This window comes from Pseudoclavibacter sp. AY1H1, assembly GCF_002931055.1.
Classification (GTDB): Bacteria; Actinomycetota; Actinomycetes; order Actinomycetales; family Microbacteriaceae; genus Pseudoclavibacter.
The window spans coordinates 229,195-254,688 of sequence record NZ_PSXX01000005.1; the positions used below are offsets into that span (position 1 = coordinate 229,195).

Genomic DNA, 25,494 nt, shown 5'->3' on the forward strand with positions numbered 1-25,494 from the left:
GCGTCGCGGGTCTAGACGGCGACGAGACGAGGGGGTGTGGGCGCGGCGACGCCCACTGCGCGGCCCGCTGCTCCGCGTGCTTCCGCGGCGCCCGAGAAGAGCGCGCGCTGCGTGAAGTCAAGCGACGCGAGGTCGATGCGGGAGATCGTGTCCTCGGGCACCGAGGTCCAGCCGGCCGTGTCGATACCGGTCGACGAGAAGACGGTGGTTCCGTCTGCGGCGCGGAGCATGCTCAACCGGTAGTACTCGTCGGTGTGCCCGTTGGGGAGGGTGGATGCGTCGATGCCGTAGCGCGCGAACGTCGCCTCCGTGACGTGTGCCGTGCTCGAGGCGTGGACGACCACGAGCTCGTCGGCGGAGAGGATGGTCGCGTTGAGGCTCGACTCGGGGAACTCGTCGCGCAGCACGCGGACGGCGGCGGTAGCCGCCTCCTCGAGGGAGAGGCCGTCGCGCACGTTCTGCCGGACGAGGCCGAAGTACAGCTCGCTGTCGGTGTCGCCGGCCACCGTGGCGCGGATCTCGGGGCGGAGCAGGTCGTCGAAGCGCCAGGTGGGGACGATCGAGCCGTTGTGCGCGAAGGCGAGGCCCTCGGCGACGAACGGGTGCGTGTTCACCTTTGTCCGTTTGAAGTCGTCGGTCGCGAGGCGCAGGTGCACGATGCGGGCGTTGGAGGGGGCGTCCGAGAGGAGCGTCGACAGCAGCGGGTCGTTCTGGCCGGGCGTGGAGATGCGCAGGGATTCGATCTCGCGCTGCGTCTCGCCGAAGCCGGCGGCGAGCCAGGCGGTGCCCCAGCCGTCGTTGTGCACGCTGGTCATGCGCTGGAAGGCGTCGCTGTTCATGTCTCCGATCACCTTCGTGACGGTGGTGTCACGTGGGGCTGCGTAAGCGAGCAGACGGCACATGTGCGAACTCCTTCCAGGTTGTCGAGCTTGCTGTCGGGTGTTGTTCGGAGCCGAGCGGCTCACGAGCATCTGACTATCCTGTGACAGCCCTCACGTGCGGTCCACCTTCGCGACGCTGTGTGACGGACGGTTGCGCTGCCCGACGCGGGTGTATCGGCGGCGGCTGTCCGCGATGAGTGCGATCTGCGGCCAGATCGGGCCCGCGACGCCGAAACAGGCTGATCCTGCACTGATGCTGGTCAGGCCGGCGCGCGCCGCCTCTCAGCGTGGCGTTGCACCCGCTCGCTACGTTTGGGCGCATGTCAGAACGCGGAATCCTCGTCGAGAACGTCAGGCGCTCCTTCGGCGCAGCGCACGCGGTCCGCGATGTGAGCTTCACGGCGCGCGCTGGAGCGGTCACGGGGCTCGTCGGCCCGAACGGCTCCGGCAAGACGACGCTGCTGCTGATGCTGGCCTCGCTGCTGCGACCGGATGCGGGGACGATCCGCATCAACGGCCTCGACCCGTCGACGGCGACAGCCGAGGTGCGGGCGCAGCTCGGCTGGATGCCGGACGCGCTCGGCGCCTGGCCGTCGCTGTCGGTGCACGACACGCTCGTGACGACGGCCCGCCTCTACGACCTGCCGCGCGCCGCGGCGGATGCCCGTGCCACCGAGCTCCTCGCCCGGGTCGGCCTCAGCGACCTCGCGAAGGCGCAGGCTCGCGTGCTGTCCCGCGGGCAGAAGCAGCTCCTCGGGCTTGCGCGCTCTCTGGTGCACGCCCCGAGCGTGCTGCTCCTCGACGAGCCCGCTTCCGGCCTGGATGCGCGAGCGAGGATCGGCCTGCGCGAGCACCTGCGGGAGCTTGCGGCGACCGGTTCCACGATCCTCATCTCGAGCCATGTGCTGTCCGAGCTCGACGAGATCGTCGACGATGCCGTCTTCATCGAGGCGGGCGTGACGGTGCGGGCCGACCGGCTCGCGCAGGCGTCGGCGCGGGAGCGACAGTGGCGGGTGCGCGTGCTGACGGAGGGCGTCGGGCCTGATCAGCTGGCGGCGGTGCTGGGGACCGGAGCTCCGGGCATCCGCGCCGAACGGACCGGGTTCCTCGTCCCGTTCTCCTCTGACGCCGCGGCCGCGGCCGGCCTGCGCGCGATCCTCACCGCCGGCATCGACGTCGCGGAGTTCGCCCCAGCATTGGGCGACATCGAGCACACCTACCTCGACCTCGGAGAGCAGTCATGAGCCCCGCCCGCGTCACGACGCTTGTCACCCTCGAACTGCGCCAGCGCCTCCGCAACGTCGCCTGGTACGTGCTGCTCGGCATCTTCGCCGTGCTGCTCCTCGGCATGACCGCGCTCTCGGTGGTGGTCTTCGGCGACCTGCAGGAGTCGGGGTCGTGGATGTACTCGATCGTCGTGTACTTCGTGCTGCTGCTCGCTCTGCTGGTCTCGCCGACGCTCAGCGGCAACGCGATCAACGGCGACCGGGACGCGGCGACGCTCGCGCCCATCCAGGTGACGCTTGCGACGACAGCCGAGATCGTGGCGGCGAAGTTCCTGGCCGCCTGGGTGACCGGGCTCGCGTTCCTGGCGGTCGCGGCGCCGTTCCTGATCTTCGCCGGGCTCGTGGGGGCCGTCGCTCCCGTGCAGGTGGTCGTCTCGCTGCTGGTACTGCTCGTCGAGGTGGGCGTCGTGGCCGCTATCGGCGTCGGCTTCAGCGGCATCCTGGCCAGGCCGCTCTTCTCCGTGGCGGCGAGCTATCTGACGATCGCCGCGCTCACGGTGGGCACGGGCATCGCGTTCGGCCTGGGTGGTGCTGCGGTGACGGCAGAGGTGACGAACACCTCCCGGTACCCCGTCTATGCGGAGTTCGGCGAGGAGCAGCCCTTCGACGAGAACAGCTTCACGTGCGGCGACTGGGAGACGTACACCTACGAGGTTCCGCGCTACGACCTCGTCTGGGGCGTGCTGGCCGCGAATCCGTTCGCCGTGCTGACGGACGCGACGCCGGTTTCATTCGGCGCGAGCGATCAGCCAGACGATTTCTTCTCCGGCGCGAAGCTGCTGCTGCGTCAGTCGCAGATTCCCCCGGAGATGGGCGAGCAGCGCTACGACGGCTGCGCTGACCCGACTGGCTCGAACTTCGAGCCCGGCCCGACGCCGCAGGAGGTGCTCGATTCGACGGTCCCCACCTGGTTCGTCGGTCTGGCGCTCCAGCTGGTGCTCGCCGGGGGCCTGCTCTTCGGCGCCTGGGCGCGCACACGGACACCCGCGAAGCGGCTGCCGCCGGGCACCCGCGTCGCCTGATCGCGCCCGCTCCGCCCGGACGCGTCAGCGCGAGACGGCGCGCGTGAACGCGCGTCGCAGGGCGCTCGCCTTGAGCTCGACCTCGAGGGTCTCGGATTCCGGGTCGCTCGCGAGCACGATCGCGCCTCCCGCGCCGATCGACCAGCCGCGCGCATCCCGGACGGCGGTGCGAATGACGATGCTCAGCTCGGTCGATCCGTCGGCGCCCAGCACGCCGAGCGCACCGGCGTAGACGCCACGGTCGCGACCTTCGATGTCTCGCAGCAGCTCGACGCTTCGCAGCTTCGGCGCCCCGGTCATGGACCCGCCCGGGAACAGCGCCCGCACGACGTCGAGCGGCGGCACGCCGGGCGCCGAACCGCGCACGGTCGTGACCAGCTGGTGCACGGTCGTGTACGACTCGACGGCCATGAGGCTCGGCACGTGCACCGAGCCGGGGGTGCAGACGCGGCCCAGGTCGTTGCGCAGCAGGTCGACGATCATGAGGTTCTCGGCGAAGACCTTCGGGTCGTTGGCCAGGTCTCTGGCCGCGGCGGCGTCGGCGAGGGGGTCTGAGGCGCGAGCCGCAGTGCCCTTGATGGGCTTCGTCTCGTACTCCCCGTCCGGGGTGCCGCGCAGGAGCCGCTCGGGGGACGCGCTCACGACCGCGCCGCCGTCGAACTCGAGCAGCGCGGCGTAGGGTGCCGGGTCGGCGGCGCGCACCTCCAGGAACAGGCTGAGCGGGTCGGGGTCGTCATGCGGCCGGAACTCGTTGGTCAGGCACAGTTCGTAGGAGTCCCCCGCGAGGAGATGGTCGCGGCAGCGGTCGATGTCGGCGGCGTACTGCTCTCTCGACGTGTGCCAGGCACCGTCGGCGAGGACGTCGGGGCCCTGCAACATCGCCCGGGCGCGTCCCACGTCGGGGAGAGCGTGCTGGCGCTCGCCGCCTGACGCTTCGAGGGCCTCGCCGACTTCGGAGCTGAAGCGCTCGGCGCCGGCCTCCGCGAGCGCGCCGCTCGACGCGGTCGCGACGACGGTGACTGCGCCAGTTGCGCGGTCGACGAGCACCGCGCGCCGCGGGTCGAGCCACCACGCGTCGGGGAGGGGGGACGCGGTCTCCTCCGCCTCCCGGGGCAGCACGCCGAGCATCCGCACCCCGAGCTCGTACCCGAAGTAGCCGAGCAGTCCGCCGCGAAACGCGAGCCCGTCGCCCCCGACGGCGCGCATGGCCTCGAGCTCCCGCTGCACGGTCTCGAAGCTCCCGTCGCCGTCCAAGCGCAGCACCCGAGCGGGCTCGCACGTCTCGCAGCCCGGCTCGGTCTCGTGCGCTGCCTCATCTGAGCCGTCGAGGCGAGCGGCGTGCGCGGGGCAGATCCCGGTACAGGTCCCGGTACCGATCGGAGCGTCGTCGGCGAGGATGCTGAACCGCGCCTGCCGGCCGGTGTCGTCGGGCACATCCACCCAGACGCTGGCAGAGCCTCGGCGGAGCACCTCGCGGTAGATCACCGCTGCGGCGGCCTCGGCTGCGGCCGTGCCCTCCGGCTGCGGGCCGCGCACGACGCGACTCGCGACGAACAGCTCGCGAGCTGCGGGCCGCGGGAACGCCCCGATCTCCGCGGGGCGACGGCTCGCATCGCGCTGACCGCGAGCGCGACGAGCGCCGAGAGCCCCGCGAGCGGGCGCGACGAGCCCCGCCGCATCCACGGCGTCGACGAAGTTCGCGACCATCCGCCGGCCATGCTCGCTCGCGATCGACTCCGGGTGGAACTGCACACCCCAGACCGGCCGGCCCTCGACCTCGAGGCCCTGCACGACGCCGTCCTCGCTGCGCGCCGTGACGCGCAGCCCGGACGGCAGGGGCTCGCTGACGACCAGGGAGTGGTACCTCGTGACGAGGGAGCCCTGGGGCACGCCGGCGAACGGGCCAGACCCGTCGTGTGAGAGGGGGCTGCGCCACCCGTGCTTCGCCTCGGGGGCCGGCACGACCTCCCCGCCGTACCGCACGGCGATGCCCTCGTGGCCGAGGCACACCCCGAGAACGGGCAGGCGCTCCTCGGCGAGTGCGGCGTCGAGCACGACGGCCGAGCCCGCGAAGTCGGCCGGTTCGGCAGGATGCCCGGGGCCGGGCGAGATGACGACCCCGGCGACGAGCCCCTCGGAGACCCAGCCGCGGCACGCATCCACCGCCTGCATGTCACCGGCGTCGACGACCCGCACCTCCTGATCGCTGAGCTCCAGGAGCAGCTGGACGAGGTTGTAAGTGTACGAATCGCGGTTGTCGACGACGACGATCACGCCGAGCGCCCATCCTGCCGGGGTACTGCGCTCGTCTCCTGCAGGCGAGGCCGCCACCTGCGCACGCGGGCGACGTCGAGGCCGAGGCGTGTGCCGTCGAGCATGGACACGGGGCTGATGCCGTGGAGCGTGTTGAGGTACCAGAGCTCATCCCAGCCGCGCTCGGCGGATGAGGCGAGCGGGTCGGCGAGCAGCTCCCCCTCGACGCGCGTGACGCCCGCTCTGGCGAGGAGTCTCTCGAGCACGCCGAGGGTCGTCCCCGCCACGCGGCGGCTCGCGGCGGGGACCACGAGGGTCTCGCCGAGCCAGCCGACAACCGTGCCGTAGGCGGCCTCGGTGATCGCGCCGCGTTCGTCGACGAGCAGGGCATCGGCCGCACCCTCCTCGTGCACGCTCGCCCTGAGCTCTGCGAGGGACGGGAAGTCGGGGCCCTTGAGCGTCGGCCAGCGCCGCTCGTCGAGGCGGGTGCTGAGCTTCGTGAGGGGCCGCGCCTCCGGAGCCGGCCGCAGGGTGAGCTCGACGAGCAGGCGGCCGTCGTCGAGGCGGGCGGAGAGTCGCGGGAACCAGGCGTCGGTGAGGGGCGTGCTCTCGAAGACGTCGGCCCAGATTCGAGGCCAGTCAGCCTCGACCGGGGTGAGTCCAGCGGGGCTGCCGGCCCAGAGCGGGGGACGCTCTGCTGCCGCCTCCCCGAAGAGCTCGGCGACGGAGCGCTCGAAACGCTGCCGGTGCGCGGCGGCGGCGATGACGCGCCCCGACTCGACCCGCCACGACTCGACGACGCACACCGCCGCGCTCGTGTCGCCCGCGGGACCTTCGTCGCGTCCCGGTGCACCGTGATCCTGCATCGCCCCATTCTGCCTCAAGGGACGAGCGGGGTGAGCGGGGCGCCCGTGGCCCTCGGACGGCGTTCATCCGTATCGTCGATGATGAGCTGCATAGCTACCCTCGACGAACGGATCAGCATGAGCCCCACCCCCACGAGCGTCGTCTTCGTCTGCAAGAAGAACGGCGGCAAGTCGCAGCTCGCGGCTGCCCTCCTGCGGGCGATCGCCGACGAGACGGTCGAGGTCTCCTCGGCCGGCACCTCCCCAGGCGGGGCGCTCAACGTCGAGTCGGTCGAGTCGCTTGCCGAGCTCGGGATCGACATCGGCGACGAGCATCCGAAGCCGCTCACGCCGTCGATGCTCGCCGGCGCCGACCTCGTCGTGATCCTCGGCGACGAGGCGCAGCTGCCCGAGGACACGAGCGTGCCGGTCGAGCGGTGGATCACCGACGAGCCTTCCACGCGCGGCATCGTCGGCATGGAGCGGATGCGCCTCGTGCGAGACGACATCCGCGCCCGCGTCGCGGAGCTGCACGAGCGGCTCCGCGACGCCTGAGGGGTCTGTTCCTTCAGCCCGCGAAGCTCGCGAGCCGCGCCACGTGGCGCGCGAGGATGTCGGTCTCGACGTTCACCCGGTCCCCGACGCCAAGGTCGCCGAGGGTCGTCGCGGCGAGCGTCTCGGGGATGAGCGACACCTCGAACCAGGGCGAGCCATCTGCGGTTGCGCTCCCGCCTGAGCCGACCGCGTCGACGCCGTTGACGGCACTGACCGCGCTGACCGTCAGCGAGACACCCGACACGGCGACCGACCCCTTGTCGACGAGCAGCCTCGCGTGCGCTGGGTCGATGGCGAAGCGGATGCGCCGCCACGCGTCGAAGCGCTCCACCTCCAGCACCTCGCTGGTCGTGTCGATGTGCCCCTGCACGATGTGGCCACCGAGGCGATCCCCGAGGCGCATGGCGCGTTCGAGGTTCACCGGATCGCCCTCGGCCCGGTCGCCGAGCGCGGAGGCGCGCAGCGTCTCCCCCATGACGTCCGCGGTGAAGCCATCGTCGAGCAGCTCGGCGACGGTGAGGCAGACGCCGTCCACCGAGATGGAGTCGCCGATCCTCGCGTCGCTGACGCTGAGCGGGGCGCGCAGCGTGAGGCGCGCGTCCGTGTCATGCCGTTCGATGCTCGAGATCCGACCGAGCTCTTCGATGATGCCCGTGAACACGGTCAGCCCCGTCCGCTCGTGGGCAGGCCTGCCGGCTGGCTCGCGGGCCATTCCCGGAGCGCGCTCGCGGTGGCGATGGCGGCGAGTGCCGCATCCGCCCCCTTGTCCTCGAAGCTCCCCGGCAGGCCGATGCGGGCCTGCACCTGGGCTTCGTCGTCGCACGTGAGCACCCCGAAGCCGACCGGGATGCCCGTGCGCACGGCCACGTCGGTGAGGCCGTTGGTCGCGGCCGTGCACACGTAATCGAAGTGCGGGGTGCCGCCACGGATGACCACGCCGAGCGCGACGATCGCGTCCGGCCTGCTCATGGCGATGCGGCTCGCCGCGACGGGCAGCTCGAAGGAGCCGGGAACCCGCACGACCTGGACGTCGGTGACGCCGGCATCGGCGAGTGCGCGCTGGGCGCCGTCGAGCAGCGCGTCCATTGCCGTCTCGTGCCACTCGGCCGCGACGACGACGACTCGCATGCCGCGCCCGTCTGCCTGCACTGTCGGTGCTCCGTGTCCGCTCATCGTCGTTCTCCTCTTCCGTGCGCCTTGGCGGCGCGCTGCTGGCTGTGGTCCTGAGGTTCTTCCTGCGTGGGCATTGCGGGGAAGCCCGGATGCTCCCTGCGGTGGCGCACGAGGTCGTCGACGTGCAGCAGCACCAGGTCGGTGGCTGCCGCGAGCTCGAGCGCCTCGCCGAACGACAGCATCTCGCCGTCGTCCCGCACGAGCTCGGCGATGACGCCCACCTCGCCGGTGCCAGCGAGGCGCACCAGGTCGACGGCCGCCTCGGTGTGCCCCGGACGCTCGAGCACTCCGCCATCCACGGCGCGCAGGGGCAGCACGTGGCCCGGCCGGATGAGATCGCTCGCGCGCGCATCCGCTTCGGCGAGGGCGCGGACGGTCGTTGCCCGGTCGGTTGCCGAGATGCCCGTCGTCACCCCCTCGGCCGCGTCGACCGTGACCGTGTAGGCGGTGCCGCGCGCGTCCTCGCTGCGTTCCACCATGATGGGCAGGCTGAGCCGGTCGGCGAGCGCCGCCGGGAGGGGCGCGCAGAGGAGCCCGGAGGAATGGCGGATGATCCAGCCCATCCACTCGGGGGTGGCGGTGTTCGCCGCGAGGATCGCGTCGACCTCGTTCTCGCGTGAGGAGGCGTCGGCGACGAGCACGGGGCGTCCCGCCCGCAGCGCCTCGAGTGCCCGGAGCAGTTCAGCGTTCATGCTGCGACTCCCACGGGTGCAGCGCCGGGGACGTGAACGGCGGGTGATTCGGGGCCCCGGACGAGCCGGATGAGCGTGTCGACGCCCAGCGGATGCACGGAGTCGGTGGTCCACCTGTTCGCGTCCCGGAGGCTCCCGATGTCGAGCGACGCGACGGAGCTCGCCCCGTCGCCCAGCAGGATGGGCGCGACGTAGGCGTCGATCTCGTCGACGAGTCCGGCGCGCAGGAAGGCCGCCGCGATGGTCGGGCCGCCTTCGACGATGACGTGGCGGACGCCCCTCGCGTGCAGGGCCTCGAGGGCGTCGACCGGGTCGTGCGTGCGGAGGTGCACGAACAGCTCCGGCTCCGCGCGCACGGCGGCGCCCTCCTCGACCTCGCGCAGCCCCATCACGACGCGCAGGGGCTGAGACGCGTCAGTCGCGGCGATTCCCCGCACCGACAGCGATGGGTCGTCGGCGCGCTGCGTTCCGGTGCCGACGAGGATCGCGCAGGCCTCGGCCCGCCGACCGTGCGCGTGCGCCCTGGCGGCCTCGGAGGTGATCCACTGGCTCGACCCGTCGGCGGCGGCGACCCTCCCGTCGAGCGTGGATGCGAGCTTGAGCGTCACGAACGGCCGCCGCTCGGTGACATTGACGAGCCAGACCCGCAGGAGCGACTCGGCCTCGACCTGCCGGGTGCCCATCGACACGCTCACCCCGTGCGCGCGAAGGCGCGCCGCTCCCCCGGATGCGATCGGGTTCGGGTCCGCGACCGCGTAGACGACCTCCGCGACACCTGCGTGCAGGAGGGCGTCGGCGCACGACGGCGTCCTGCCGCTGTGGGCGCAGGGCTCGAGGGTCACGACGGCGGTCGCACCCCGCACATCCGCCCCGGCTGCGCGCGCGGCGTCGAGCGCGGCGGCCTCCGCGTGCGGGGTGCCCGCTCCGCGGTGGTGGCCGCTTCCCAGGATGCGGCGCGGGCCGCCCTCGCCGGAGGGCGGCGCGAGCAGGACGCACCCGACCTGTGGGTTCGGATCTCGGGCTGGCCCTCGGGCCGCCAGGGAGAGCGCCAATTGCATGGCGGCGTCGACAGTGTCGACGCGTGTGGGTTCTTGGATCGGCATGGCCGGACCTCCGCGTTTCGCGTACCACGGGGCCATGTCCCGGTGCCGGCGCAGCCGGAGAGTCCGGCAGCCGACGCCTCGGAGGCCCTCGCCGAAACGAGCGCCTCCCATGCACCTACCATCCGGACTTTAACCGTCGGTCCCGGAATTCCACCAGGTCAACCGCTCGCGGACGAGCGGGTCGCGGACTCTCACCGCCGGTTCGGACTTTCACCGACCCCGGAGCATGTTGCACGGCGAGCATAAGCCCGCAAGCTTGGCGTGTGACGTCGTGGGACAGCTCGCACCCAGGCGGGTGCCCGCGCGGACGGCCTCGCTACGCCACCACTTCGCGCAGACCGATCGCGAGGTGCACGTCCTGCCGCTGCCCGCCCGAGTGCACGAGCGACGCGCCCTCGTCGTCGACCGTGAGCTGGGTGCGGTGGCTGCGGAGGGCGGCGAGGACCGCGGCCCGGTGCTGCTCGAGGTCGAACCACTCGAGGTCGCCGATCTCGGCCGCGAGGGCACGCTCGCTCTGCTCGACGAGCTCCGCGAATCGCACACCGGCTGCCCGCGATGCGGCGAGGCTCGCTTCCCGCGCCCGAACATGGTCGGGGTGCCCGTACCCGCCGGTCGCGTCGTAGCTGATGACGAGGTCCGGCCCGTCATGGGCGATCGCGGCGGCGAGATCAGCGGTGACCTCCTCGAGCGGGGCGACGCTCAGCGACCGCAGGTCAGTCTCGTCGGCGGGGCCCGCGAGGCCCGGCCGCAGCCAGCGCATCCCCGAATCACGGTAGTCGCGGGGTGCGAGGCCCTCGGCGCGTGCGGGGGCGGTGCCGAGCCAGCGGTGCTCGTCGATGCCGAGGGCGTCGAGCGAGCCGCGCAGCTCCCGCTCCCGCACGGCCGCGAGCTCTCCGACGGTCGTGGCGTCTGGCAGCGCGCCGTCGACGATCTCGCCGAGCTCGCCGCGCGTGCACGTCACGAGCGTGACTCGTGCGCCGCGTTCGTGGAGCTCGCGGATCAGGGCGCCGCCGGCAAGCACCTCGTCGTCGGGATGCGCGTGCACGACCAGCGCGTGGCGCACCGAGTCGAGCAGGCTGTGGCCGCCCTCAGGCACGCGCGGAACCCGGCCGGGCGTGAGCGACGAGGTCGCGGAACACCGAGAGGAGGCCTTCCGCGCTGAGGTCCCACGAGTGGGTGAGCGCGTGCTCGCGTGCGGCGCGGCTCATGCGCTCGGCGACCTCGGACTGTCGGAGGATGCCCGCGATGGCGGCCGCCCAGTCGGCGGGGTCGCGCGTCTCGAGCAGGATGCCGGTGACGCCGTCGACGACAGCCTCGCGGAGTCCGCCGGCTGCGGAGGCGACGACGGGCACGCCGGATGCCGCGGCCTCGAGCGCGACGAGACCGTACGTCTCGGAGTGGGAGGGGATCAGCACGAGGTCCACGAGGCGCAGCTGGGCTGCGAGCGCGTGCCGGCTGAGCGAGCCGATGTACTGCACATGGTCGGCGAGCCCGTGCTGCTCGACGGCGTCATGCAGGCGAGCCTCGTATCCGCGGCCGTCGGCATCCGGCGGTGCGGCGCCCACGAGCACGTAGTCGGGGCGGACGTCGGCGTCGACCTCGGCGATCGCGTCGAGGGCCAGGTCGAAGCCCTTGAGCGGATGCAGGCGCCCGGCAGACAGGGCACGCCTGGGTCGCTGCTCGTGCGCAGCCAGCTCGGCCCGCGCATCCCAGGCGGGGAAGAAGAGGTCGGCGTCGACGCCAGGCGGCACGATGTGCGTGATCGCGGGGTCGCCGCCGAGCCTCGAGAGGACGGTGTCGCGTTCGGCCCTGCTGACGACGACGATCGCGTCGACGGACTTCGCGAGCATCGCCTCGCCGGCGAGCCGTCCAGGCGATTCGGCGCGTTCCCCGTCGGCGAGCGGCGTGGAGCTGTCCGCGGCGATGGAGTGGAAGCTCTGCGCGATCGGGATCCCGAACTCGCGGGCGACGGGCAGGGCGGCGACGCCCGAGAACCAGTGCTGGGCGTGCAGCACATCGACGGGCAGTTCTCCGAGGAGCGTGGCGAGCGCATCCTGGAATTCGCGGATGACGTGCTCGTGCTCCCCCTTCGCGATGAGGCGGGCCGGCCCGGCGTCGAGGTTGTGGAGGCGCAGGTTCTCGCCGAGCTGCACGGTGGGTGCGGAGTCTGGATCGCTGCGTCGCGTGATGAGCTCGACCTGGTGGCCGCGGGCGGCGAGCGCCTCGGCCTGGGCGAGCACGACGACGTTCATGCCACCTGCATCCTTGGTGCCCGGCTCGTCGAGCGGGGAGGTGTGGAGCACGACAAACGCGATACGAAGTGGGCGCTCATCGGAGAGGACGTCAGGCATGCCTCCGACCGTAGGCCCCGCGGCCCCACTTTTCCATTCGGGATGCCCTCGGTTACGCACCGGGGTGGCGTCCGGCCGTTCCGATGGGGCCGCCGTCATCCGTCAGCCCGTCGCCGAGATCGGCGGTCGTGCAGGGCCAGCGGTGCGCAGATGAGGATGAGCGTGCAGATTGCGGAGATCGCGAGGGCGGGGCCCGGGCCGACGCGGTCGGTGAGCGCCCCGAATGCTGCCGCGCCGAGCGCTGCGCCGAGGTTGACGGCGGTGTTGATCCAGCTGCTCGCCTCGGTTCGCGCTCGCGGGTCGGTGCGAGCGTCCGCGGCGAGGTAGCCGACGATGAGGGTCGGCGCCAGGAAGAGGCCGCTGAGCGCGAAGCCGACGATCGCGACGCCGACGCCCCCGAGGAGCCCGGTCACAGTGATGATCGCAAGAAGGGCCAGGGTGAGCGCGAGCAGCTGACGCTCCGGCCTCGCGCGGAGGTCCCATCGGCCGTAGAGCAAGCCGCCGATCGCGCTGGTGCCCGCGAACACCGCGAGCAGCGCACCTGCCAGTACCGTGCTGGATGCGGCGGCGGCCACTGCGGGGGCTGCGACTTCGACGCAGCCGAGCATCACTCCCGGGGCCGTCATCGCCAGCACGATGGGCAGGAAGCCCTTGGAGCGCAGCGGACGCAGCGCCGGCCGGGCGCCGGGGACCTCCACCTGACGTGATCCGCGCTGCGCTCGTGACCGTGGGCTCGTCACGAAGAGTGCCGTCCCGAGGGCGACGCAGCCTGCCGAGACGACCAGCGACGAGAGCGGATCTGCGGCGACGGCGAGGACGGCAGCCGCCAAGGGGCCGACGGCGAACGTCGCCTCCTCTGCGAGGGCGTCGAGACTGAATCCGCGAGTGCGCTGGGGGCCAGCCGGGAGCGCTGCGGCCCAGAGCACGCGCATGACCGCGCCGAATGGTGGGGCGCTCACCCCGGCGAGCGCGCTGAGGAACAGCAGTGTCGGCAGGCCTGCGCTCGACAACACCCCGACGGCGAGCAGGGACGCGGCGTGGACGAGCCCGAGGGACGTCACCACGAGACGCTGTCCGTGTCGATCGATGAGTCGCGCACGCCATGGTGTCGCGACGACGTTGGCGACGCCGAGCGTCGCAGTTGCGATGCCGGCCACCGCGAACGAGCCCGTCGACTGTTCCAGGAGGAGGATCAGCGCGAGCCCGGAGGTTGCCAGCGAGAGGCGGCCGATGACGCTGGCGAGGAAGGAGCGTGAGAGGTGCGGCGTGCGCAGCACGGAAGTGTATGAGGATCGTTCAGGGGACAACGGAGACTCCGATGAGATCTCGCTTCGCACTCATCCCCAGAGATGAGCGAAGCGGCCTGCGTCAGGAAAGCACGCGGAAGAAGGCGCGCTGAAACCCACCCGGGTCGGTGCTGGGAACTGCGAGGGGTGGGTCGCAGGACCGTCAGGCGAAGGCGACGATGAAGCCGATCATCCACGCAGACTACCCACCCTGTCGACGCGACGCGGTGGTCGCTCGTCGGCATCGCGACCGCGGTCCCAGCCCCATCGCTGCGACGTCGCCCTGCTCGATGGCACGGCGACGTTGGGTCAGAGTCGCTTGATCGGGACGGTGAGGCCGTGCAGGGCAGGCGGGTGCGTTCCGCCCGCGACCTCCGGCAGTTCTTGTCCGCCTGCCTGGGCGGGGCCGTCGGTGCGCTTCCGGGAGCTGCCGCCGTCGTCGACTCGGGACGCTCGTCGCCGGCTGACCGAGTCCAGGACTCGCTCACGCGTGAGCTCCGACTCCATCCGCTCGAGCCCCGCCATGACCGTGAACATCATCGACCCCGTAGGCGTCGACGTGTCCACCTCTGCCCCGTCGAGGTCGAGCACCCGCAGCGAGACGCCCTCCGCGCGCAGCTCGGCGGCCAGCCGCAGCAGGTCGCCGGTGGACCGCCCGAGCCGGTCGAGCGTCGGCACGACCAAGGTGTCTCCGCCGCTCAGCGCGCGCAGGGCGGCGTCGAGGGCCGAGGAGGTGTCGCGAGCGGTGGCCTCTGCACGGTCGACGTAGAGGTCGTCCGTTCGGACGCCGGCAGCTCGAAGGTCCGCCTCCTGCCGGTCGGCGCCCTGTTGTCGGGTCGAGACTCGGGCGTAGCCGATGAGTTTGGGCACGCTTCTCCTGTCGCGGAACCAACGTCGAAGACGCGACTTTACCGATCGACCCGAGACGCCGGGGCATGACGACGGCGAGCCATGAACTTCCACTGCCCTGGGGACTCGCCTGCGGCCCCACTCCCGAGCCCGTGACCGTCGTCTGCAGCCGCGGAAGCGAGAAGCGGCAGCCGCCCCGAAGGGACGGCTGCCGCTTCTCGCGCTGGTGAGAGCTAGTTCTTGAAGGCGTCCTTGACGTCTTCGCCCGCCTGCTTCACGTTGGCCTTGGCCTGGTCGGCCTGGCCCTCGGCGACGAGCTTGTCGTTGTCGGTGGCCTTGCCGAGGGCTTCCTTGGCCTTGCCGCCGAACTCTTCTGCTGCGTTCTTGATCTTGTCTCCTGCGCTCATGGCAGTTCCTTTCTGTTGGGGGTGCGGTTCCTCGGAATCGGGGTGCCGCGGTGGGGAGTCGTGGTTACTGGAGGCGCGTCGACTGCTGCACCTTGGCGCGGAATCCGCCGCTCAGCTGCAGCAGGACCGGCACCTTCTGGCCGAGGAGCGAATCCAGCGCCTCGAGGTTCTGCTCGACGATCGCCGTCGCGTCCCTGGGCGAGACACCACGTCGGCAGGTCGCCGAGACCTTGAGCATGGGGGCCCGCTTCACCGAGTACGCCGAGACGCTGGTCGAGAGGAACTCATCACGTTCGCCGAGTGCGTCAGCGAGGGCGTCGCGTGCGACGGACACGTCGACGATAGTGCGTCCCGTGTCCGAGCTGCGGTCGTGGATGAGCGTTCCCGTCCGCCCCTGCCCCTGTCGGAGGGCGAAGGCGAGGAGCAGGATGATGCCCACCACGAGGACGGCGACGACGGCGATCATCAGCCAGCTGAAGTCGGCGCCGGGGAACGGTGTCTGCTGGAGCCAGCTCCCGACCTGCGTGGTGACCGTTTCAGAGATCGGGGTCCAGGTGTCCTTCGCTCCCGGCAGCCAGGCACCGAGTGCCGCAGCTGCGCCCACGATGAGCAGAAGGAGCCCCGTGACAACGATGAGGAGGCGGTTCAGGCCTCGGTTCGTGCTGTTCATGCGCCGACCTTCCCGTTCTCTGCGACGCGCACCTTGGCGGTGACACGCGGGCTGAGCTCGTACTGCTCGAGCTGCCGGGTGACGGCCGCCTCGATGGAGGCGGCGTCGACCGGCACACCGGAGGCGGGCACGAGGTGGACGTCGGCGCGACGGTGCGAGACCGAGACGGTGACGTTGTCCGGGCTGACGTGGCCAGCGAGGGCCGCGTGCCTGGCCAGTGCGGACGCGATGACCGCGTTGTCCGCGACGGTTGCGGTCCGCGACGAGCGCAGGACGTGGCGGGAACGGCGACCGGGGGCGAGGCCTGCGATGAGCAGGATCAGCCCGATGATGGCCACGATGACGCCGGCTGGGCCGACGTACTGGGCGGGCTGCTCGAGCACCCCGAGCGTGGAGGTGAACATGTCAGCCGGTGCCACGAGGAGCGCCGGGAGGGCGAGGAGCGCGAGCACCACCTCGGTGCCGACCCAGGCTGCGACGACGATGAGCAGCACGGCGAGGACGATCGCGAGCGCCGACCGAGGCGAGTGCGTCTCGCGTCGGGAGACGCGGGAGTAGAGCGACGTGTGGCTGCTCATCTGACTCGCTCCTCTGGTTTGATGTCGAGCCCGGTCACACGCACGGTGACCGCGCTGATGCTCGAACCGCTGAGGGTCTGCACGCGGTCACGGATGGTGGTCTTCGCAGTCTCGACTCGCTCGAGGAGCGGGCCGCCGCTGCGGGAGATGGAGCTCGGCTGTTCGCGGATGCGAGCCAGCGAGGGCACGCGGATGGGGGTGCTGAGTCGCAGTGCGAGCTTGCCGTTGTGGTCGTCGAGGTCGACGCTGACGCTGCCAGCGTCGACCCCGAGCGCGTCACCGGCGACAGCTGACGCGACACGAGTCAGGGCCTTCGCGGTGAGTCGTGTTGTGCCTCGCTGCGCCGCGCCGTGGTGTGTCGTCGCGGCGATGCTCATGAGGAGGTGTTCCGTCCTCGGATGACGTCGACGAGGGCGCTGGCGTCGAGCTTTCCTTCGAGGATGCGTCCGATGACGCCGCCGATGATCATCGCGATCGCGACGAAGAAGAACGCCCAGAAGCCGAGGATGATCCAGGTGAGCGCGAGGACTGCGCCGATGAGGATGCCGGTTCGGGTGAGGGATGCGGTGTTCACTGGACTCGCGCCTCTTCCTTCTCATCCTTCTCCTCGTTCTTGTCGTCGGAGGGGAGGTGGACGTCGTTGACGGTCACGTTGACCTCGGTGACCTCGAGGCCGACGATCGTCTCGACGGCGCGGATCACGTCGGCGCGCACACCGTCTGCGACGTCCTGCAGCGCGACGGGGTAGTCGGCGACGATGGTCACGTCGACGGCGACCTGCTTCTCGCCGACCTCGACGCTGATGCCCTGGCCCTGGTCGGTGGCGTTCAGGGCGTTGCGGATGGCGCCGATCGCGCGGGCCGCGCCGCCACCGAGGTCGTAGACGCCGTGTGCTTCACGGGCGGCGATGCCGGCGACCTTCGCGACGACGCCGTCATCGATCGTGGTCTTGCCGTGTCCGTCGACCTGTGCGGACTGGAGGTCCTTGCGGCTGGTGGCCGGGGTTCCGGTGGCGGGGGTGGTGTTCGACATGAGGTTCTCCTTGTGATCTCTGGCCGGTGCTGGTGCATCGGCCTGGCTGTATGGGTATGACGCATCAGGTCCGTGATTCGTCACGAAATTGTTTGAACTCGTCTCGGCAGGAAGTGAAGCGGTCGACGCGAGCAGGATCATAGGAAGCCCCGCTGGGCGCGCAACTGAACAAGGCACCCCCGCCGCGGCGCGAGCCACGCGTCAAAGGATGACTTGATCGGGCATTTTCATCTGATTGAGCTTGCTCGCATCCTCGTTGGACCAGTTTGATTCCGGCTGTCGACGGAAATGTCTCCGAAGCCGCCGATCCGATATTCAGAACCACGATTCCCCGGTTCTCGATATGGATCACCCGGGGAATTCTCAAGCGGCCAGCGCCCGGAGGTCGACCGCGGACTCCCGCCAGCAGGCCCGTACACATGCCGTTCGCATTGGCGGCGCATCATGGCGCCGCATCCGCTCCCCCGCACGCCGGCGGATGCACCGCACCTGACCCCGGAGGAACGCTTGGCTATCGACCAACCCCAGGACCTGCGCGAGTACATCGAGCACCTGCGCTCGCTCGGCTACTCGGTGCGCGACGGCCACACCAACGACCCCGACCTCATCGACCCGCAGGGCAACCCCGTCTACACGTGGCAGGAGGGGTACCCCTACGAGGAGCGCCTCAGCCGCGACGAGTACGAGAGCGAGAAGTACCGCCTCCAGGTGGAGCTGCTGAAGTGCCAGTACTGGATGGAGGACAACGACAAGCGCGCCGTGATCCTCTTCGAGGGGCGCGACGCGGCAGGCAAGGGCGGCACCATCAAGCGCTTCACGGAGCACCTCAACCCGCGCAAGGCGCGCGTCGTCGCCCTCGCGAAGCCCAGCGACCGCGAGCGCGGGCAGTGGTTCTTCCAGCGCTACATCCAGCACCTCCCCACGGACGGCGAGCTCGTGATGTTCGACCGCTCCTGGTACAACCGCTCCGGTGTGGAACGGGTCATGGGGTTCTGCAGCGATGACGAGCACACGCAGTTCATGCAGCAGGCACCGGCGTTCGAGAAGATGCTCGTCGACTCCGGCATCCACGTGACGAAGTTCTGGTTCTCGGTGTCGCGCACCGAGCAGCGCACGCGCTTCGCCATCCGCCAGCTCGACCCCGTGCGTCGGTGGAAGCTCTCCCCCATGGACCTCGCCTCGCTCGACCGCTGGGAGGACTACACGGCGGCGAAGGAGGAGACGTTCCGCCTCACCGACAAGAAGCACGCGCCGTGGACGATCATCCGCTCCAACGACAAGAAGCGTGCGCGCCTGAACGCGATGCGCTTCTGGCTCGGCCAGTTCGACTACGAGGGCAAGGACCACGACGTGGTCACGAAGCCGGACCCGCTGCTCGTGATGCGCGGCAAGCAGGAGACGGCCGACGAGTAGGGCCGGCGTCGCGCGGCTTGGCCGGGCCGGGTCAGTTCGAGAGCTGGCCTCGCATGAGCTCGCGAAACACGGGCACGAGCGGGTTGTCGCTCGAGCGCAGCGTGCACATCATCACGGTGACGGGCTCGATGTCGTCGATCGGCACGAACACGACGTCGTCGCGCTGGTAGTGGTGGGCGGCGGAGCTCCCGGCGATGTTCACGCCAGCCCCCGCGGCGACGAGCTCGAGCAGGCCCTCCATGCTGTCGGCGGATGCGCCGGGCACGATCCTCGTCCCGTCGGCCCGCGGGCTCACCACCCACCAGTCGAGGATCTCCTGCGGTCCGGCAGAGGCCGCGACGAACACCTCGTCGTTCGTCTCCAGGATCGAGACCGACGAGCGGGCCGCCAGACGGTGCCCCGCTGGGACCACGAGCATGCGCCCCTCCGACCAGAGGGGCTCACAGGTGACCTCGTCGGACGCGCTGACGGGCGACGGCGCCAGCACGACGTCGACCCGGTCGCTGACGAGGTCGTGGACGACCTCGAAGAAGCCGGTGCGGCGCATCTCGAGCCGCGCATCCGGAACCCGCTGCAGCATCGAGGCGATCGCCGACGCCGCAAGGGAGCCCGTGGCGGAGGCTACGACGCCGAGCCGAAGCTGCGGCACCGCCTGCTCGCTCGCGAGGCGCTGGGCCCACTCGAGGATCTCCCGGTGGTCGTCGCGGAGCCGCCTGGCGAGCGGCAGGAACTCGACCCCGAACGAGGTGAGCGTCAGCGGGCGCGATTCGCGGTCGAACAGCCTGAACCCCAGCTGCCGCTCGAGGCGGCCGATCTGCTGGCTCAGGGAGGGGGTGGCGATGCGGATCCGCTCGGCGGCTCGACCGAAATGCAGCTCCTCGGCGAGCACGCAGAAGTACTGCACGGCGTGGATCGGGATGTCCATGTTCAGAGACTAGACGGGCGCGCGCCGCCGGATACGGCGGCGGCAGCGGGCCCCCTGGGAGGCACTGTCAGCTCGCGCTCTCCGGCGGCCCCGCGTGCAGTGCAAGGAACCGCAGGGCCGGAGCCACGACGGTCTCGAGGTCGTCGAGTCCACGCCACATGTGGTCGGCCCCTGCCACGAGCTGCAGTTCGACGTGCGCGCCCACCGAGTGGAGTGCATCCCGCAGCAGCTGGCTCTGCTCGCTCGGCACCATGCTGTCGTCGGTTCCGTGCGCCAGGAGGAAGGGCGGCACCCCGGCGTGCACGGCGCGCACCGGGCTCGCCGCTTCAGTGAGCTCGCCGTGCTCCGCGAGGGGTCCGCCGATGAGCAGCTCCTCGCGGCTCGGCTGGACTGGCGCACCGGGCGCGCCGATGGGCTTCGGGATCGCCGCGAGCTCGCTCGGTCCGTACCAGTCGACAACCGCCCGCACGGGCGTGCCGGGCACAGCGGCCGCGAGCGCTGCGAGGTGCCCGCCAGCGGATTCGCCCCAGAGCGCGACGCGCGTGGCATCCAGGCCGAACGTCGCGGCGCCCTCGTCGAGCACCCAGCCGATCGCTGCTTCGACATCGGCGAGCTGCGCCGGGAACCTCGCCTCGCCGCTCAGCCGGTAGTCGACCGACGCGACGGCCCACCCCGCACGGGTCAGACGCCCGAACGTCTCCGCCTCGGCGCGCCCCGGGCAGAACACGCGGCGACTCCCCCGGAACCACCCGCCGCCATGCACGAACACGATGACGGGTGGGCGTTCCGCCTCCGGCAGGTGCAGGTCGAGGGTGAGCGGCCGGAATCCGGGAGGCTCGGAGAAGATGATGTCGCGCACGACGCGAGCGTGCGCCGGTGTCCGCTGCTCGCCGGACTCTGCCGCCGTGATCAATCGAACAGCTCGTATCCCTGCACGAAGTGCACGTCGTGCTTCGCACCCTGCGTGCCGAACACGGCGGGCTCCGGGATGTGGAATTCCGCTTCCTCCGGAATGCCGGGCTTCGACGTGGGCCGCGCCACGGCCCGGAAGAAGTCCGTGAATCCCGCGCTCGTGACGCCGAAGATCTTCCCCGTCCGCTCGATGCGGTACGAGTGGATGGTGTCCTTCGGCACGAATCCGAAGCCCCCGGCCTCAAGGACGCGCGTCTCGCGGTTGCCCTGCCGGTCGTCGATCCACAGCCGGATGGCCCCCTCGAGCACGAAGAACGTCTCGTGCGTCTCAGCGTGGAAGTGCGGCGGGACGGGCCTGCCTGGGCGCCCCTCCGTGACGAACGCGTCGAACTGGCCCGTGGTCTGCGGCGAGGTCGTGAGCAGCGTGAAGAGCTGGTCGAAGAGCACGAGCTTGTCGCCTTCGGCGGCGTCCATCAGGTACGGCAGCGGAGCCGCGGGGAGCTGGCTCTCGAGCGGGGCGAATCCTGACATCGGCAACCTCCTTGTTGCGGGCCGGTCGGCCCTCGTCGTCAACCCTCGCAAGTCCTGGCGCCTTGCGCGACGGGGTCCTGCCTAACGGACGTGAGCCAGCTCCTAACGGGCACGTGCCCATCTGGGGCGGAACGCGCCGGCGTAGGCAACTACCATCGGCTTCCATGAGTCGCGAAAGAGCAGCATGACGGGGCCGACCGCACCTGCCCCAGGAGTCGGCGACCCCGACGGGCAGGGGCCGAGCGGTTCGCCCACCTCGCCGCCGCCCTCGATTCACGTGCGCGCCGTGCTCACGTGGCTGGCGATCTTCCCGCTCGTCGCCATCACGTCGATGCTCGCGGAGCCCCTCGTCGGGTCCTGGCACCCCATCGCCCGGGCCTGCGTCGTGACGCTCGTCGTCGTCCCGCTGGCGGTATACCTCGTCGTGCCGTCCTTCGTGAAGCTCTACGGGCGCATCCGCCGCCGGTGACCGGTCGAGCCACCGGCGCGGGAGGTCGACTCTCTAGGATCTGAGCATGCACCACGCACAGTTCATCGACGTGACCGCGGATGCGGCAAGCGCGTTCGCGGCGCTCCTCGGCTCGGCAGACCTCGCGACACCCGTCCCCTCCTGCCCTGGCTGGTCGCTCGCCGAGCTGACCGAGCACCTCGGTGGCGTGCACCGGTGGGCGCGCGCGCAGCTGCTCGGCGGTGGCCAGCAGGTCGAACGGCTGACCCCGAAGGCGCCGATGGATGACCGGGGCGCGCTGGTCGCCTGGTTCCGCGAGGGCGCCGCGGAGCTCGTGGCAACGCTGCGCGAGCTGCCGGAGGACGCGCCCTGCTGGGCCCTCTACCCGCCGGCCCGCGCATCCACCTGGGCGAGGCGGCAGGCCCTCGAGACGACCCTGCACCTCTGGGACGCGACCGACAGCCTCGACATCGCGGCACCCATTCCGGCCACGATCGCGGCGGCCGGCGTCGCCGAGGTCGCGCACGACATGTACCCGAGGCAGGTGTCGCTCGGGCGGATGCCGTCGCTCGACGAGCGCGTCGAGCTCGTGCTGCGGGGCCTCGGCGCGAGCGCACCTTTGCGGGTCCGGCTCGGCCCGATCGGCGAGGTGGTGGCCGGTGAGTCCCGGCCCACCGAGACCACCACCCCAGCAGATGCGACGCTCGAGCTCACCGCGGAGGACGCGCTGCTGCTCCTCTGGAAGCGACGCGAGCTCACGACGGTGGACGCCCGGCTCACGGGCTCGGCCGCGGCACTCGAGCGGGTGCTCGCGCACCCGCTCGCCCCGTGAGACCCGCGAGCGCCGCGACAGCGTCAGGCGCTCGCTAGCTGCTGAGCGTCGCCGCGAACGGGTCTCGCTGGTGATCGACGAGCGGAACCCGCTCGAGCGTGCTCTCGATGACGACGACCTCGCCGGCCGCCGCCGACTCCTCGATGGCGAGCATGGTGTCGAGCACGTGCAGGGCGAGCTCGCCGGTCGCGACGTGCGGGAGCCCCTCGCGGATACCTCGGGCCATGTCGAGGGTGCCGTACCCGCGCCCCGTGACCGTGCCCTCCTCCGGGTACTCCTCCCAGCTCGGCTCGAGCCTCTCCGAGTACTCCTGCGGGTGGCGCGCCACTCGCGTGCCCCCGTCGGCGTGGTTCGGGTCGGGGGTGATGAGCATGCCGCCCGGGCCGATGATCTCGACGGTGCCCATCTCGGCGAGCGGGGAGTCGTTGCTGAAGGTGAGCTGCGCGCTGGCGCCGCTTTCGAAGGTGACGAGCGCATCCACGTGCGTGAGCACCTCGACGGGGAACGACTGGCCCGCGTTCGGGCCGAGCTTCACGGTGCGGGCCTCCTTGGCCGTCGAGCCCGTCGCGTACACCTTCCTGACGGGGCCGAACGCGCTCACGAGCGTCGTCACGTAGTACGGCCCCATGTCGAGCAGTGGGCCGCCGCCGCGGGCGAACAGGAACGCCGGGTTGGGGTGGAACAGGTCGGGCCCCGAGTAGCGCATCATGGTGCGGGCCGTGAGCGGGGTGCCGATGATGCCGCTCGCGAGGTGTCGGAGGGCGGTCTGGATGCCCGGGTTCAGCACCGTGTCGGGTGCGACTCCCACGCGCAGGCCGGCCGCGTCGGCCGCCTCGAGCAGGGCCTTGGCCTCCTGGCGGTCGATGCCGATGGGCTTCTCAATCCACACGTGCTTGCCCGCCGCGATGGCGTCGAGCGCGACCGGGACGTGGGCGGCCGGGATGGTCAGGTTGATGACGATCTCGACGTCGTCGTTCGCCAGCACCGAGGCGGGTGAGCCGGAGAACGGCACGCCGTAGCTCGCGGCCTTCTCCGCGGCGAGGGCCTCGTTGAGGTCGCCAAGCGCCACGACTCGCACGTCGGGGAAGCGCGTCAGGTTGTCGAGGTAGGCGTTGCTGATCATGCCGGTGCCGATGATGCCGACGCCGACGGGGCCTCGCCTGGCCGACTCGCGGCGCACCTGCTCGCTGCCGAGCTGCTCGCTGCTCATGCGCGGTTCTCCAGGTAGTCGAAGCTGGCGGCGATCGCGGCGAAGATGTCGCCGTCGAAGTGGTCGAACTCGATGACGGCGAACTCCGCCGACGGGGTGGCCGCGAGGGCAGCCTCGAGCGGGATGGCACCTTGGCCGGCCGGGACCTGGCCGAGCCCCGACGGGTCGAAAAGAGCATCCGCGACGAACGGGTTCTCGACCTGCGGACCGTCCTTGATGTGGAGGGCCCTCACGCGGTCGCCGAGGCGTTCGAGCAGGGCTGGCGCGTCCACTCCCCCGATGTGCGCCCAGTACACGTCGACCTCGAGCACCACCTCGTCGTCGAGGAGCCCCGCGAAGTACTCGAGTGCGGGGACGCCCTCGATGAGGGTGCTGAGCTCCCACGCGTGATTGTGGTACCCGACGCGGAGGCCGTGCTCGGCGGCTGACCTGGCTGCCTCGTTGAGGGCGGACGCCGTCGCCTCGACGGCTTCGCGGGTCGACCAGTCGAAGACTGCAGGGTCGATGACGAGCTCGATGCCGAGCTTCTTCGCCGCCTCGAAGGTGGCGGCGTGGCTCGGCACCGGCGTCGTCACGCCCTCGCGAGTGACCTCCTTGGCGACGAGCATCGCGTGCCCCGTCGGGGCCGCGATGCCGTGCCTGGCGAAGGCCGCCGCGAGCTCGTCGGCGCGGTCGACGAAGGCGAAGGCTTCGACGTTGCGCAGGCCGATCTCGCCGAGGCGCGCGAGCGTGCCGTCGAGGTCGGCTTCGAGGTGCGAGTTGACGCTGTACAGCTGCAGCGAGGTCGCTGGCCGCTGCGCTCCCGTTCGAGTGGGGGACGCTTCTGGTCGAGTGGTGGGCACGGTGACTCCTGTGTCTGTGGGCGTCCGCCCCGTCGCGGTTCGCTCTCCTGGAGACGCTACTAGAAAATTGCCAGTTGGCAACTTTGAGTCTGCCTGGCCAGTCTCAGCGGTCCTGACCGAGACGCTCGAGCAGCCCGAGCGTGGCCGCGACGTCGACGTCGGGCTCGAGGAGCCACCGCACCTGGAGCCCGTCGGAGGCCGCCATGATCAGGTCGACGAGCATGGACGCCTCTGCGCGGCGCCCCTCGGGAAGGGCAGCGAGCTGCCCGTCGATCTCGCCCGCCAAGCGGGTCCTCGCCCGCGCGAACCGCTCCGTGAAGAAGACCTTCGCAGGCCCATCCCCCGGTTCGACCGACTTGGCGAGCATCTCCGTGAAGAGCGAGACCATTCCGGGGAACTGCACGTTGAACTCGGCGCTGAGCCGCATCCGCTGCACGAGCGACACCGAGGCGGGCATGCGCCCCTCGTTGACGTGGTCATGCTCGCGGATCACCGCGACGAGCAGCCCCTCACGAGAACCGAAGTAGTGGGTCAGCATGCCGTGAGAGACGCCGATGGACTCGCCGATCGCGCGCAGGGAAGCGCCGCTCGCTCCGGTCACGCGGAGGGTCTCGTAGGCCTGCGCCAGGATCTCGCGCTTCCGCTCGACACCCTTCGCGTACTGCCCCCGCGCTCCGTCTGCTGCCACGCCAAGCATCGTAGCCGGGGCCGGATCGTCGCGGACCCTCTGCGAACCCCTTCGCTAGGCTCCGCCGCTTGGCCTCGCCTCGTGGTGCCGCGCCCCGTGCGTCCGGCGGTCCTCCTTCATCGCCGCTTCCGCCAGGTGCCGCCTGCCAGCCACGAGCTGCTCGCGGGTGGCCCGCTCGGCTGCTCGGAACGGCTCCCAGTAGGTCTCGTCGTAGTCCTCGACGATCTGGAACGTCCATCGCCCCTCGATCACATTCCGGCCCACCAGCTCGGCTTCGAGGCGATCCGCGACCTCCGCGTGTCCGGCGTCGCGCAACGCGTCGGACGCCTCACCGAGGGCGAGGTCGGCGGCGCCGGTCAGCCGGTGGAACCCGTAGAGGAGCCCACGCGCCTGGTCGACCATCTCGAGGGCCTCCGTGAGCTTCCCGACGGCCGCGATCGTCGCCTCATCGACGCCCTCGGGCGGAAGGTGCTCAGCACCTCGACGCTCCCTCGGGTCATCATCGGTTCCTGGAACGCTCTGGTCATCGCTCATGCCGTGATTCTGTCGACCGCGCCTGGACGGCGCGTGGGTGCCCTCGGGGCTCGTGGATCGCAAGTCCAGCGGGGCCGGATTGGCACGGGCGCTCCGAGTGGACCCGTCGTACGGTTGCGGCACACGCACCTTCCTCGCCCCTCCCTCACCCGTCGTGGCACCTCTTCCGTGCCACC

General features: G+C 71.1%; 30 protein-coding genes and 1 riboswitch. Of the genes, 6 read left to right on the top strand and 24 right to left on the bottom strand.

Annotated features, from left to right (window positions below):
* Nucleotides 1-11: 11 nt before the first annotated feature.
* Nucleotides 12-902 (bottom strand): class II glutamine amidotransferase, encoded by an 891-nt coding sequence (locus C5E05_RS10480; protein WP_181059523.1) that lies wholly within the window; start codon nt 900-902, stop codon nt 12-14.
* 299 nt (nt 903-1,201) lie between these two features.
* On the opposite strand from C5E05_RS10480, the gene C5E05_RS10485 reads away from it, so the two are divergent.
* On the top strand, nt 1,202-2,125 hold the full coding sequence (locus C5E05_RS10485) for an ABC transporter ATP-binding protein (protein WP_104341889.1): 924 nt from the start codon (nt 1,202-1,204) through the stop codon (nt 2,123-2,125).
* Nucleotides 2,122-3,189, top strand: coding sequence for an ABC transporter permease (locus C5E05_RS10490; RefSeq protein WP_104341890.1), 1,068 nt, complete (start codon nt 2,122-2,124; stop codon nt 3,187-3,189). Before C5E05_RS10485 ends, C5E05_RS10490 begins: the two co-directional genes overlap by 4 nt.
* A 24-nt stretch (nt 3,190-3,213) precedes the next feature.
* On the opposite strand, the gene C5E05_RS10495 is transcribed toward C5E05_RS10490, so the two are convergent.
* Nucleotides 3,214-5,463, bottom strand: a complete 2,250-nt coding sequence (locus C5E05_RS10495) for a chorismate-binding protein (protein WP_146081089.1) — start codon at nt 5,461-5,463, stop codon at nt 3,214-3,216.
* Nucleotides 5,460-6,308 (bottom strand): aminotransferase class IV, encoded by an 849-nt coding sequence (locus C5E05_RS10500; protein ID WP_104341892.1) that lies wholly within the window; start codon nt 6,306-6,308, stop codon nt 5,460-5,462. Before C5E05_RS10500 ends, C5E05_RS10495 begins: the two co-directional genes overlap by 4 nt.
* A gap of 117 nt (nt 6,309-6,425) precedes the next feature.
* On the opposite strand from C5E05_RS10500, the gene C5E05_RS10505 reads away from it, so the two are divergent.
* Nucleotides 6,426-6,842: a low molecular weight phosphatase family protein gene (locus tag C5E05_RS10505; protein WP_104341893.1), complete on the top strand. Its 417-nt coding sequence runs from the start codon at nt 6,426-6,428 to the stop codon at nt 6,840-6,842.
* 13 nt (nt 6,843-6,855) lie between these two features.
* Here the strand turns inward: C5E05_RS10505 and C5E05_RS10510 are convergent, their stop codons facing one another.
* From C5E05_RS10510 to C5E05_RS10575, 14 genes are all read right to left on the bottom strand, one after another.
* Nucleotides 6,856-7,503 carry a riboflavin synthase gene (locus C5E05_RS10510; protein WP_104341894.1) on the bottom strand — a complete coding sequence of 216 codons (648 nt, stop codon included), beginning with the start codon at nt 7,501-7,503 and terminating at the stop codon, nt 6,856-6,858.
* Between the two features lie 2 nt (nt 7,504-7,505).
* On the bottom strand, nt 7,506-8,015 hold the full coding sequence (ribH, locus tag C5E05_RS10515; RefSeq protein WP_104243297.1) for a 6,7-dimethyl-8-ribityllumazine synthase: 510 nt from the start codon (nt 8,013-8,015) through the stop codon (nt 7,506-7,508).
* Nucleotides 8,012-8,707: a 3,4-dihydroxy-2-butanone-4-phosphate synthase gene (gene ribB / locus C5E05_RS10520; protein WP_104341895.1), complete on the bottom strand. Its 696-nt coding sequence runs from the start codon at nt 8,705-8,707 to the stop codon at nt 8,012-8,014. The genes ribH and ribB overlap by 4 nt, the downstream gene beginning before the upstream one ends.
* Nucleotides 8,704-9,810, bottom strand: a complete 1,107-nt coding sequence (ribD, locus tag C5E05_RS10525) for a bifunctional diaminohydroxyphosphoribosylaminopyrimidine deaminase/5-amino-6-(5-phosphoribosylamino)uracil reductase RibD (protein ID WP_104341896.1) — start codon at nt 9,808-9,810, stop codon at nt 8,704-8,706. The genes ribB and ribD overlap by 4 nt, the downstream gene beginning before the upstream one ends.
* A gap of 106 nt (nt 9,811-9,916) precedes the next feature.
* Nucleotides 9,917-10,041: riboswitch (FMN riboswitch) on the bottom strand.
* An 85-nt stretch (nt 10,042-10,126) separates the two neighbouring features.
* The gene (locus C5E05_RS10530) at nt 10,127-10,906 is read right to left on the bottom strand and encodes a PIG-L deacetylase family protein (protein ID WP_104341897.1); all 780 of its coding nucleotides are present in this window, start codon (nt 10,904-10,906) and stop codon (nt 10,127-10,129) included.
* Nucleotides 10,899-12,161, bottom strand: coding sequence for a glycosyltransferase (locus C5E05_RS10535; RefSeq protein WP_104341898.1), 1,263 nt, complete (start codon nt 12,159-12,161; stop codon nt 10,899-10,901). Before C5E05_RS10535 ends, C5E05_RS10530 begins: the two co-directional genes overlap by 8 nt.
* Nucleotides 12,162-12,256: 95 nt before the next feature.
* Nucleotides 12,257-13,438, bottom strand: a complete 1,182-nt coding sequence (locus C5E05_RS10540; RefSeq protein ID WP_219819521.1) for an MFS transporter — start codon at nt 13,436-13,438, stop codon at nt 12,257-12,259.
* Nucleotides 13,439-13,756: 318 nt separating this feature from the next.
* Nucleotides 13,757-14,317 carry a recombinase family protein gene (locus tag C5E05_RS10545; RefSeq protein WP_104305941.1) on the bottom strand — a complete coding sequence of 187 codons (561 nt, stop codon included), beginning with the start codon at nt 14,315-14,317 and terminating at the stop codon, nt 13,757-13,759.
* Nucleotides 14,318-14,529: 212 nt separating this feature from the next.
* Nucleotides 14,530-14,703: a CsbD family protein gene (locus C5E05_RS10550; protein WP_104305940.1), complete on the bottom strand. Its 174-nt coding sequence runs from the start codon at nt 14,701-14,703 to the stop codon at nt 14,530-14,532.
* 64 nt (nt 14,704-14,767) lie between these two features.
* Nucleotides 14,768-15,373 carry a hypothetical protein gene (locus C5E05_RS10555; protein ID WP_104341900.1) on the bottom strand — a complete coding sequence of 202 codons (606 nt, stop codon included), beginning with the start codon at nt 15,371-15,373 and terminating at the stop codon, nt 14,768-14,770.
* Nucleotides 15,370-15,951: a DUF6286 domain-containing protein gene (locus C5E05_RS10560; protein ID WP_104341901.1), complete on the bottom strand. Its 582-nt coding sequence runs from the start codon at nt 15,949-15,951 to the stop codon at nt 15,370-15,372. Before C5E05_RS10560 ends, C5E05_RS10555 begins: the two co-directional genes overlap by 4 nt.
* Nucleotides 15,948-16,328, bottom strand: a complete 381-nt coding sequence (locus C5E05_RS10565; RefSeq protein WP_104341902.1) for a hypothetical protein — start codon at nt 16,326-16,328, stop codon at nt 15,948-15,950. The genes C5E05_RS10560 and C5E05_RS10565 overlap by 4 nt, the downstream gene beginning before the upstream one ends.
* Nucleotides 16,325-16,525: a DUF2273 domain-containing protein gene (locus tag C5E05_RS10570; RefSeq protein ID WP_104243617.1), complete on the bottom strand. Its 201-nt coding sequence runs from the start codon at nt 16,523-16,525 to the stop codon at nt 16,325-16,327. Before C5E05_RS10570 ends, C5E05_RS10565 begins: the two co-directional genes overlap by 4 nt.
* Nucleotides 16,522-16,983, bottom strand: a complete 462-nt coding sequence (locus C5E05_RS10575; RefSeq protein ID WP_104341903.1) for an Asp23/Gls24 family envelope stress response protein — start codon at nt 16,981-16,983, stop codon at nt 16,522-16,524. The genes C5E05_RS10570 and C5E05_RS10575 overlap by 4 nt, the downstream gene beginning before the upstream one ends.
* Before the next feature lie 444 nt (nt 16,984-17,427).
* Here C5E05_RS10575 and ppk2 point away from each other — a divergent pair, with 444 nt between their 5' ends.
* Nucleotides 17,428-18,396 carry a polyphosphate kinase 2 gene (gene ppk2, locus C5E05_RS10580; protein WP_104341904.1) on the top strand — a complete coding sequence of 323 codons (969 nt, stop codon included), beginning with the start codon at nt 17,428-17,430 and terminating at the stop codon, nt 18,394-18,396.
* 31 nt (nt 18,397-18,427) lie between these two features.
* Here the strand turns inward: ppk2 and C5E05_RS10585 are convergent, their stop codons facing one another.
* The 3 genes from C5E05_RS10585 to C5E05_RS10595 all read right to left on the bottom strand — a co-directional run bounded on the left by C5E05_RS10585 (nt 18,428) and on the right by C5E05_RS10595 (nt 20,764).
* Complete coding sequence (locus C5E05_RS10585; RefSeq protein WP_104341905.1) at nt 18,428-19,321, bottom strand: LysR family transcriptional regulator; 894 nt, start codon at nt 19,319-19,321, stop codon at nt 18,428-18,430.
* 67 nt (nt 19,322-19,388) lie between these two features.
* A complete protein-coding gene (locus C5E05_RS10590) occupies nt 19,389-20,180 on the bottom strand; it encodes an alpha/beta hydrolase (RefSeq protein WP_219819522.1) in 792 nt (263 codons plus the stop codon).
* A gap of 50 nt (nt 20,181-20,230) precedes the next feature.
* Nucleotides 20,231-20,764, bottom strand: coding sequence for a quercetin 2,3-dioxygenase (locus C5E05_RS10595; RefSeq protein WP_104341906.1), 534 nt, complete (start codon nt 20,762-20,764; stop codon nt 20,231-20,233).
* 184 nt (nt 20,765-20,948) lie between these two features.
* On the opposite strand from C5E05_RS10595, the gene C5E05_RS10600 reads away from it, so the two are divergent.
* The gene (locus C5E05_RS10600; protein WP_104341907.1) at nt 20,949-21,233 is read left to right on the top strand and encodes a hypothetical protein; all 285 of its coding nucleotides are present in this window, start codon (nt 20,949-20,951) and stop codon (nt 21,231-21,233) included.
* A 46-nt stretch (nt 21,234-21,279) separates the two neighbouring features.
* The gene (locus C5E05_RS10605; RefSeq protein WP_104341908.1) at nt 21,280-22,044 is read left to right on the top strand and encodes a maleylpyruvate isomerase family mycothiol-dependent enzyme; all 765 of its coding nucleotides are present in this window, start codon (nt 21,280-21,282) and stop codon (nt 22,042-22,044) included.
* A 34-nt stretch (nt 22,045-22,078) separates the two neighbouring features.
* Here the strand turns inward: C5E05_RS10605 and C5E05_RS10610 are convergent, their stop codons facing one another.
* From C5E05_RS10610 to C5E05_RS10625, 4 genes are all read right to left on the bottom strand, one after another.
* Nucleotides 22,079-23,254, bottom strand: coding sequence for a Gfo/Idh/MocA family protein (locus C5E05_RS10610; RefSeq protein WP_104341909.1), 1,176 nt, complete (start codon nt 23,252-23,254; stop codon nt 22,079-22,081).
* The gene (locus C5E05_RS10615) at nt 23,251-24,096 is read right to left on the bottom strand and encodes a sugar phosphate isomerase/epimerase (protein ID WP_104341910.1); all 846 of its coding nucleotides are present in this window, start codon (nt 24,094-24,096) and stop codon (nt 23,251-23,253) included. The genes C5E05_RS10610 and C5E05_RS10615 overlap by 4 nt, the downstream gene beginning before the upstream one ends.
* A gap of 103 nt (nt 24,097-24,199) precedes the next feature.
* A complete protein-coding gene (locus C5E05_RS10620; protein WP_181058041.1) occupies nt 24,200-24,784 on the bottom strand; it encodes a TetR/AcrR family transcriptional regulator in 585 nt (194 codons plus the stop codon).
* A gap of 54 nt (nt 24,785-24,838) precedes the next feature.
* Entirely contained in the window at nt 24,839-25,318 is a 480-nt protein-coding gene (locus tag C5E05_RS10625; protein ID WP_104341911.1) for a hypothetical protein, read from the bottom strand.
* Nucleotides 25,319-25,494 lie beyond the last annotated feature (176 nt).

Bases quoted from the DNA above. Each gene is read 5' to 3' on its own strand.
- C5E05_RS10480 (WP_181059523.1), bottom strand. From the start codon at position 902: ATGTGCCGTCTGCTCGCTTACGCAGCCCCACGTGACACCACCGTCACG.
- C5E05_RS10485 (WP_104341889.1), top strand. From the start codon at position 1,202: ATGTCAGAACGCGGAATCCTCGTCGAGAACGTCAGGCGCTCCTTCGGC.
- C5E05_RS10490 (WP_104341890.1), top strand. From the start codon at position 2,122: ATGAGCCCCGCCCGCGTCACGACGCTTGTCACCCTCGAACTGCGCCAG.
- C5E05_RS10500 (WP_104341892.1), bottom strand. From the start codon at position 6,308: ATGCAGGATCACGGTGCACCGGGACGCGACGAAGGTCCCGCGGGCGAC.
- C5E05_RS10505 (WP_104341893.1), top strand. From the start codon at position 6,426: ATGAGCCCCACCCCCACGAGCGTCGTCTTCGTCTGCAAGAAGAACGGC.
- ribH (WP_104243297.1), bottom strand. From the start codon at position 8,015: ATGAGCGGACACGGAGCACCGACAGTGCAGGCAGACGGGCGCGGCATG.
- ribB (WP_104341895.1), bottom strand. From the start codon at position 8,707: ATGAACGCTGAACTGCTCCGGGCACTCGAGGCGCTGCGGGCGGGACGC.
- ribD (WP_104341896.1), bottom strand. From the start codon at position 9,810: ATGCCGATCCAAGAACCCACACGCGTCGACACTGTCGACGCCGCCATG.
- C5E05_RS10535 (WP_104341898.1), bottom strand. From the start codon at position 12,161: ATGCCTGACGTCCTCTCCGATGAGCGCCCACTTCGTATCGCGTTTGTC.
- C5E05_RS10550 (WP_104305940.1), bottom strand. From the start codon at position 14,703: ATGAGCGCAGGAGACAAGATCAAGAACGCAGCAGAAGAGTTCGGCGGC.
- C5E05_RS10555 (WP_104341900.1), bottom strand. From the start codon at position 15,373: ATGAACAGCACGAACCGAGGCCTGAACCGCCTCCTCATCGTTGTCACG.
- C5E05_RS10560 (WP_104341901.1), bottom strand. From the start codon at position 15,951: ATGAGCAGCCACACGTCGCTCTACTCCCGCGTCTCCCGACGCGAGACG.
- C5E05_RS10565 (WP_104341902.1), bottom strand. From the start codon at position 16,328: ATGAGCATCGCCGCGACGACACACCACGGCGCGGCGCAGCGAGGCACA.
- C5E05_RS10575 (WP_104341903.1), bottom strand. From the start codon at position 16,983: ATGTCGAACACCACCCCCGCCACCGGAACCCCGGCCACCAGCCGCAAG.
- ppk2 (WP_104341904.1), top strand. From the start codon at position 17,428: ATGGCGCCGCATCCGCTCCCCCGCACGCCGGCGGATGCACCGCACCTG.
- C5E05_RS10585 (WP_104341905.1), bottom strand. From the start codon at position 19,321: ATGGACATCCCGATCCACGCCGTGCAGTACTTCTGCGTGCTCGCCGAG.
- C5E05_RS10595 (WP_104341906.1), bottom strand. From the start codon at position 20,764: ATGTCAGGATTCGCCCCGCTCGAGAGCCAGCTCCCCGCGGCTCCGCTG.
- C5E05_RS10600 (WP_104341907.1), top strand. From the start codon at position 20,949: ATGACGGGGCCGACCGCACCTGCCCCAGGAGTCGGCGACCCCGACGGG.
- C5E05_RS10605 (WP_104341908.1), top strand. From the start codon at position 21,280: ATGCACCACGCACAGTTCATCGACGTGACCGCGGATGCGGCAAGCGCG.
- C5E05_RS10610 (WP_104341909.1), bottom strand. From the start codon at position 23,254: ATGAGCAGCGAGCAGCTCGGCAGCGAGCAGGTGCGCCGCGAGTCGGCC.
- C5E05_RS10625 (WP_104341911.1), bottom strand. From the start codon at position 25,318: ATGAGCGATGACCAGAGCGTTCCAGGAACCGATGATGACCCGAGGGAG.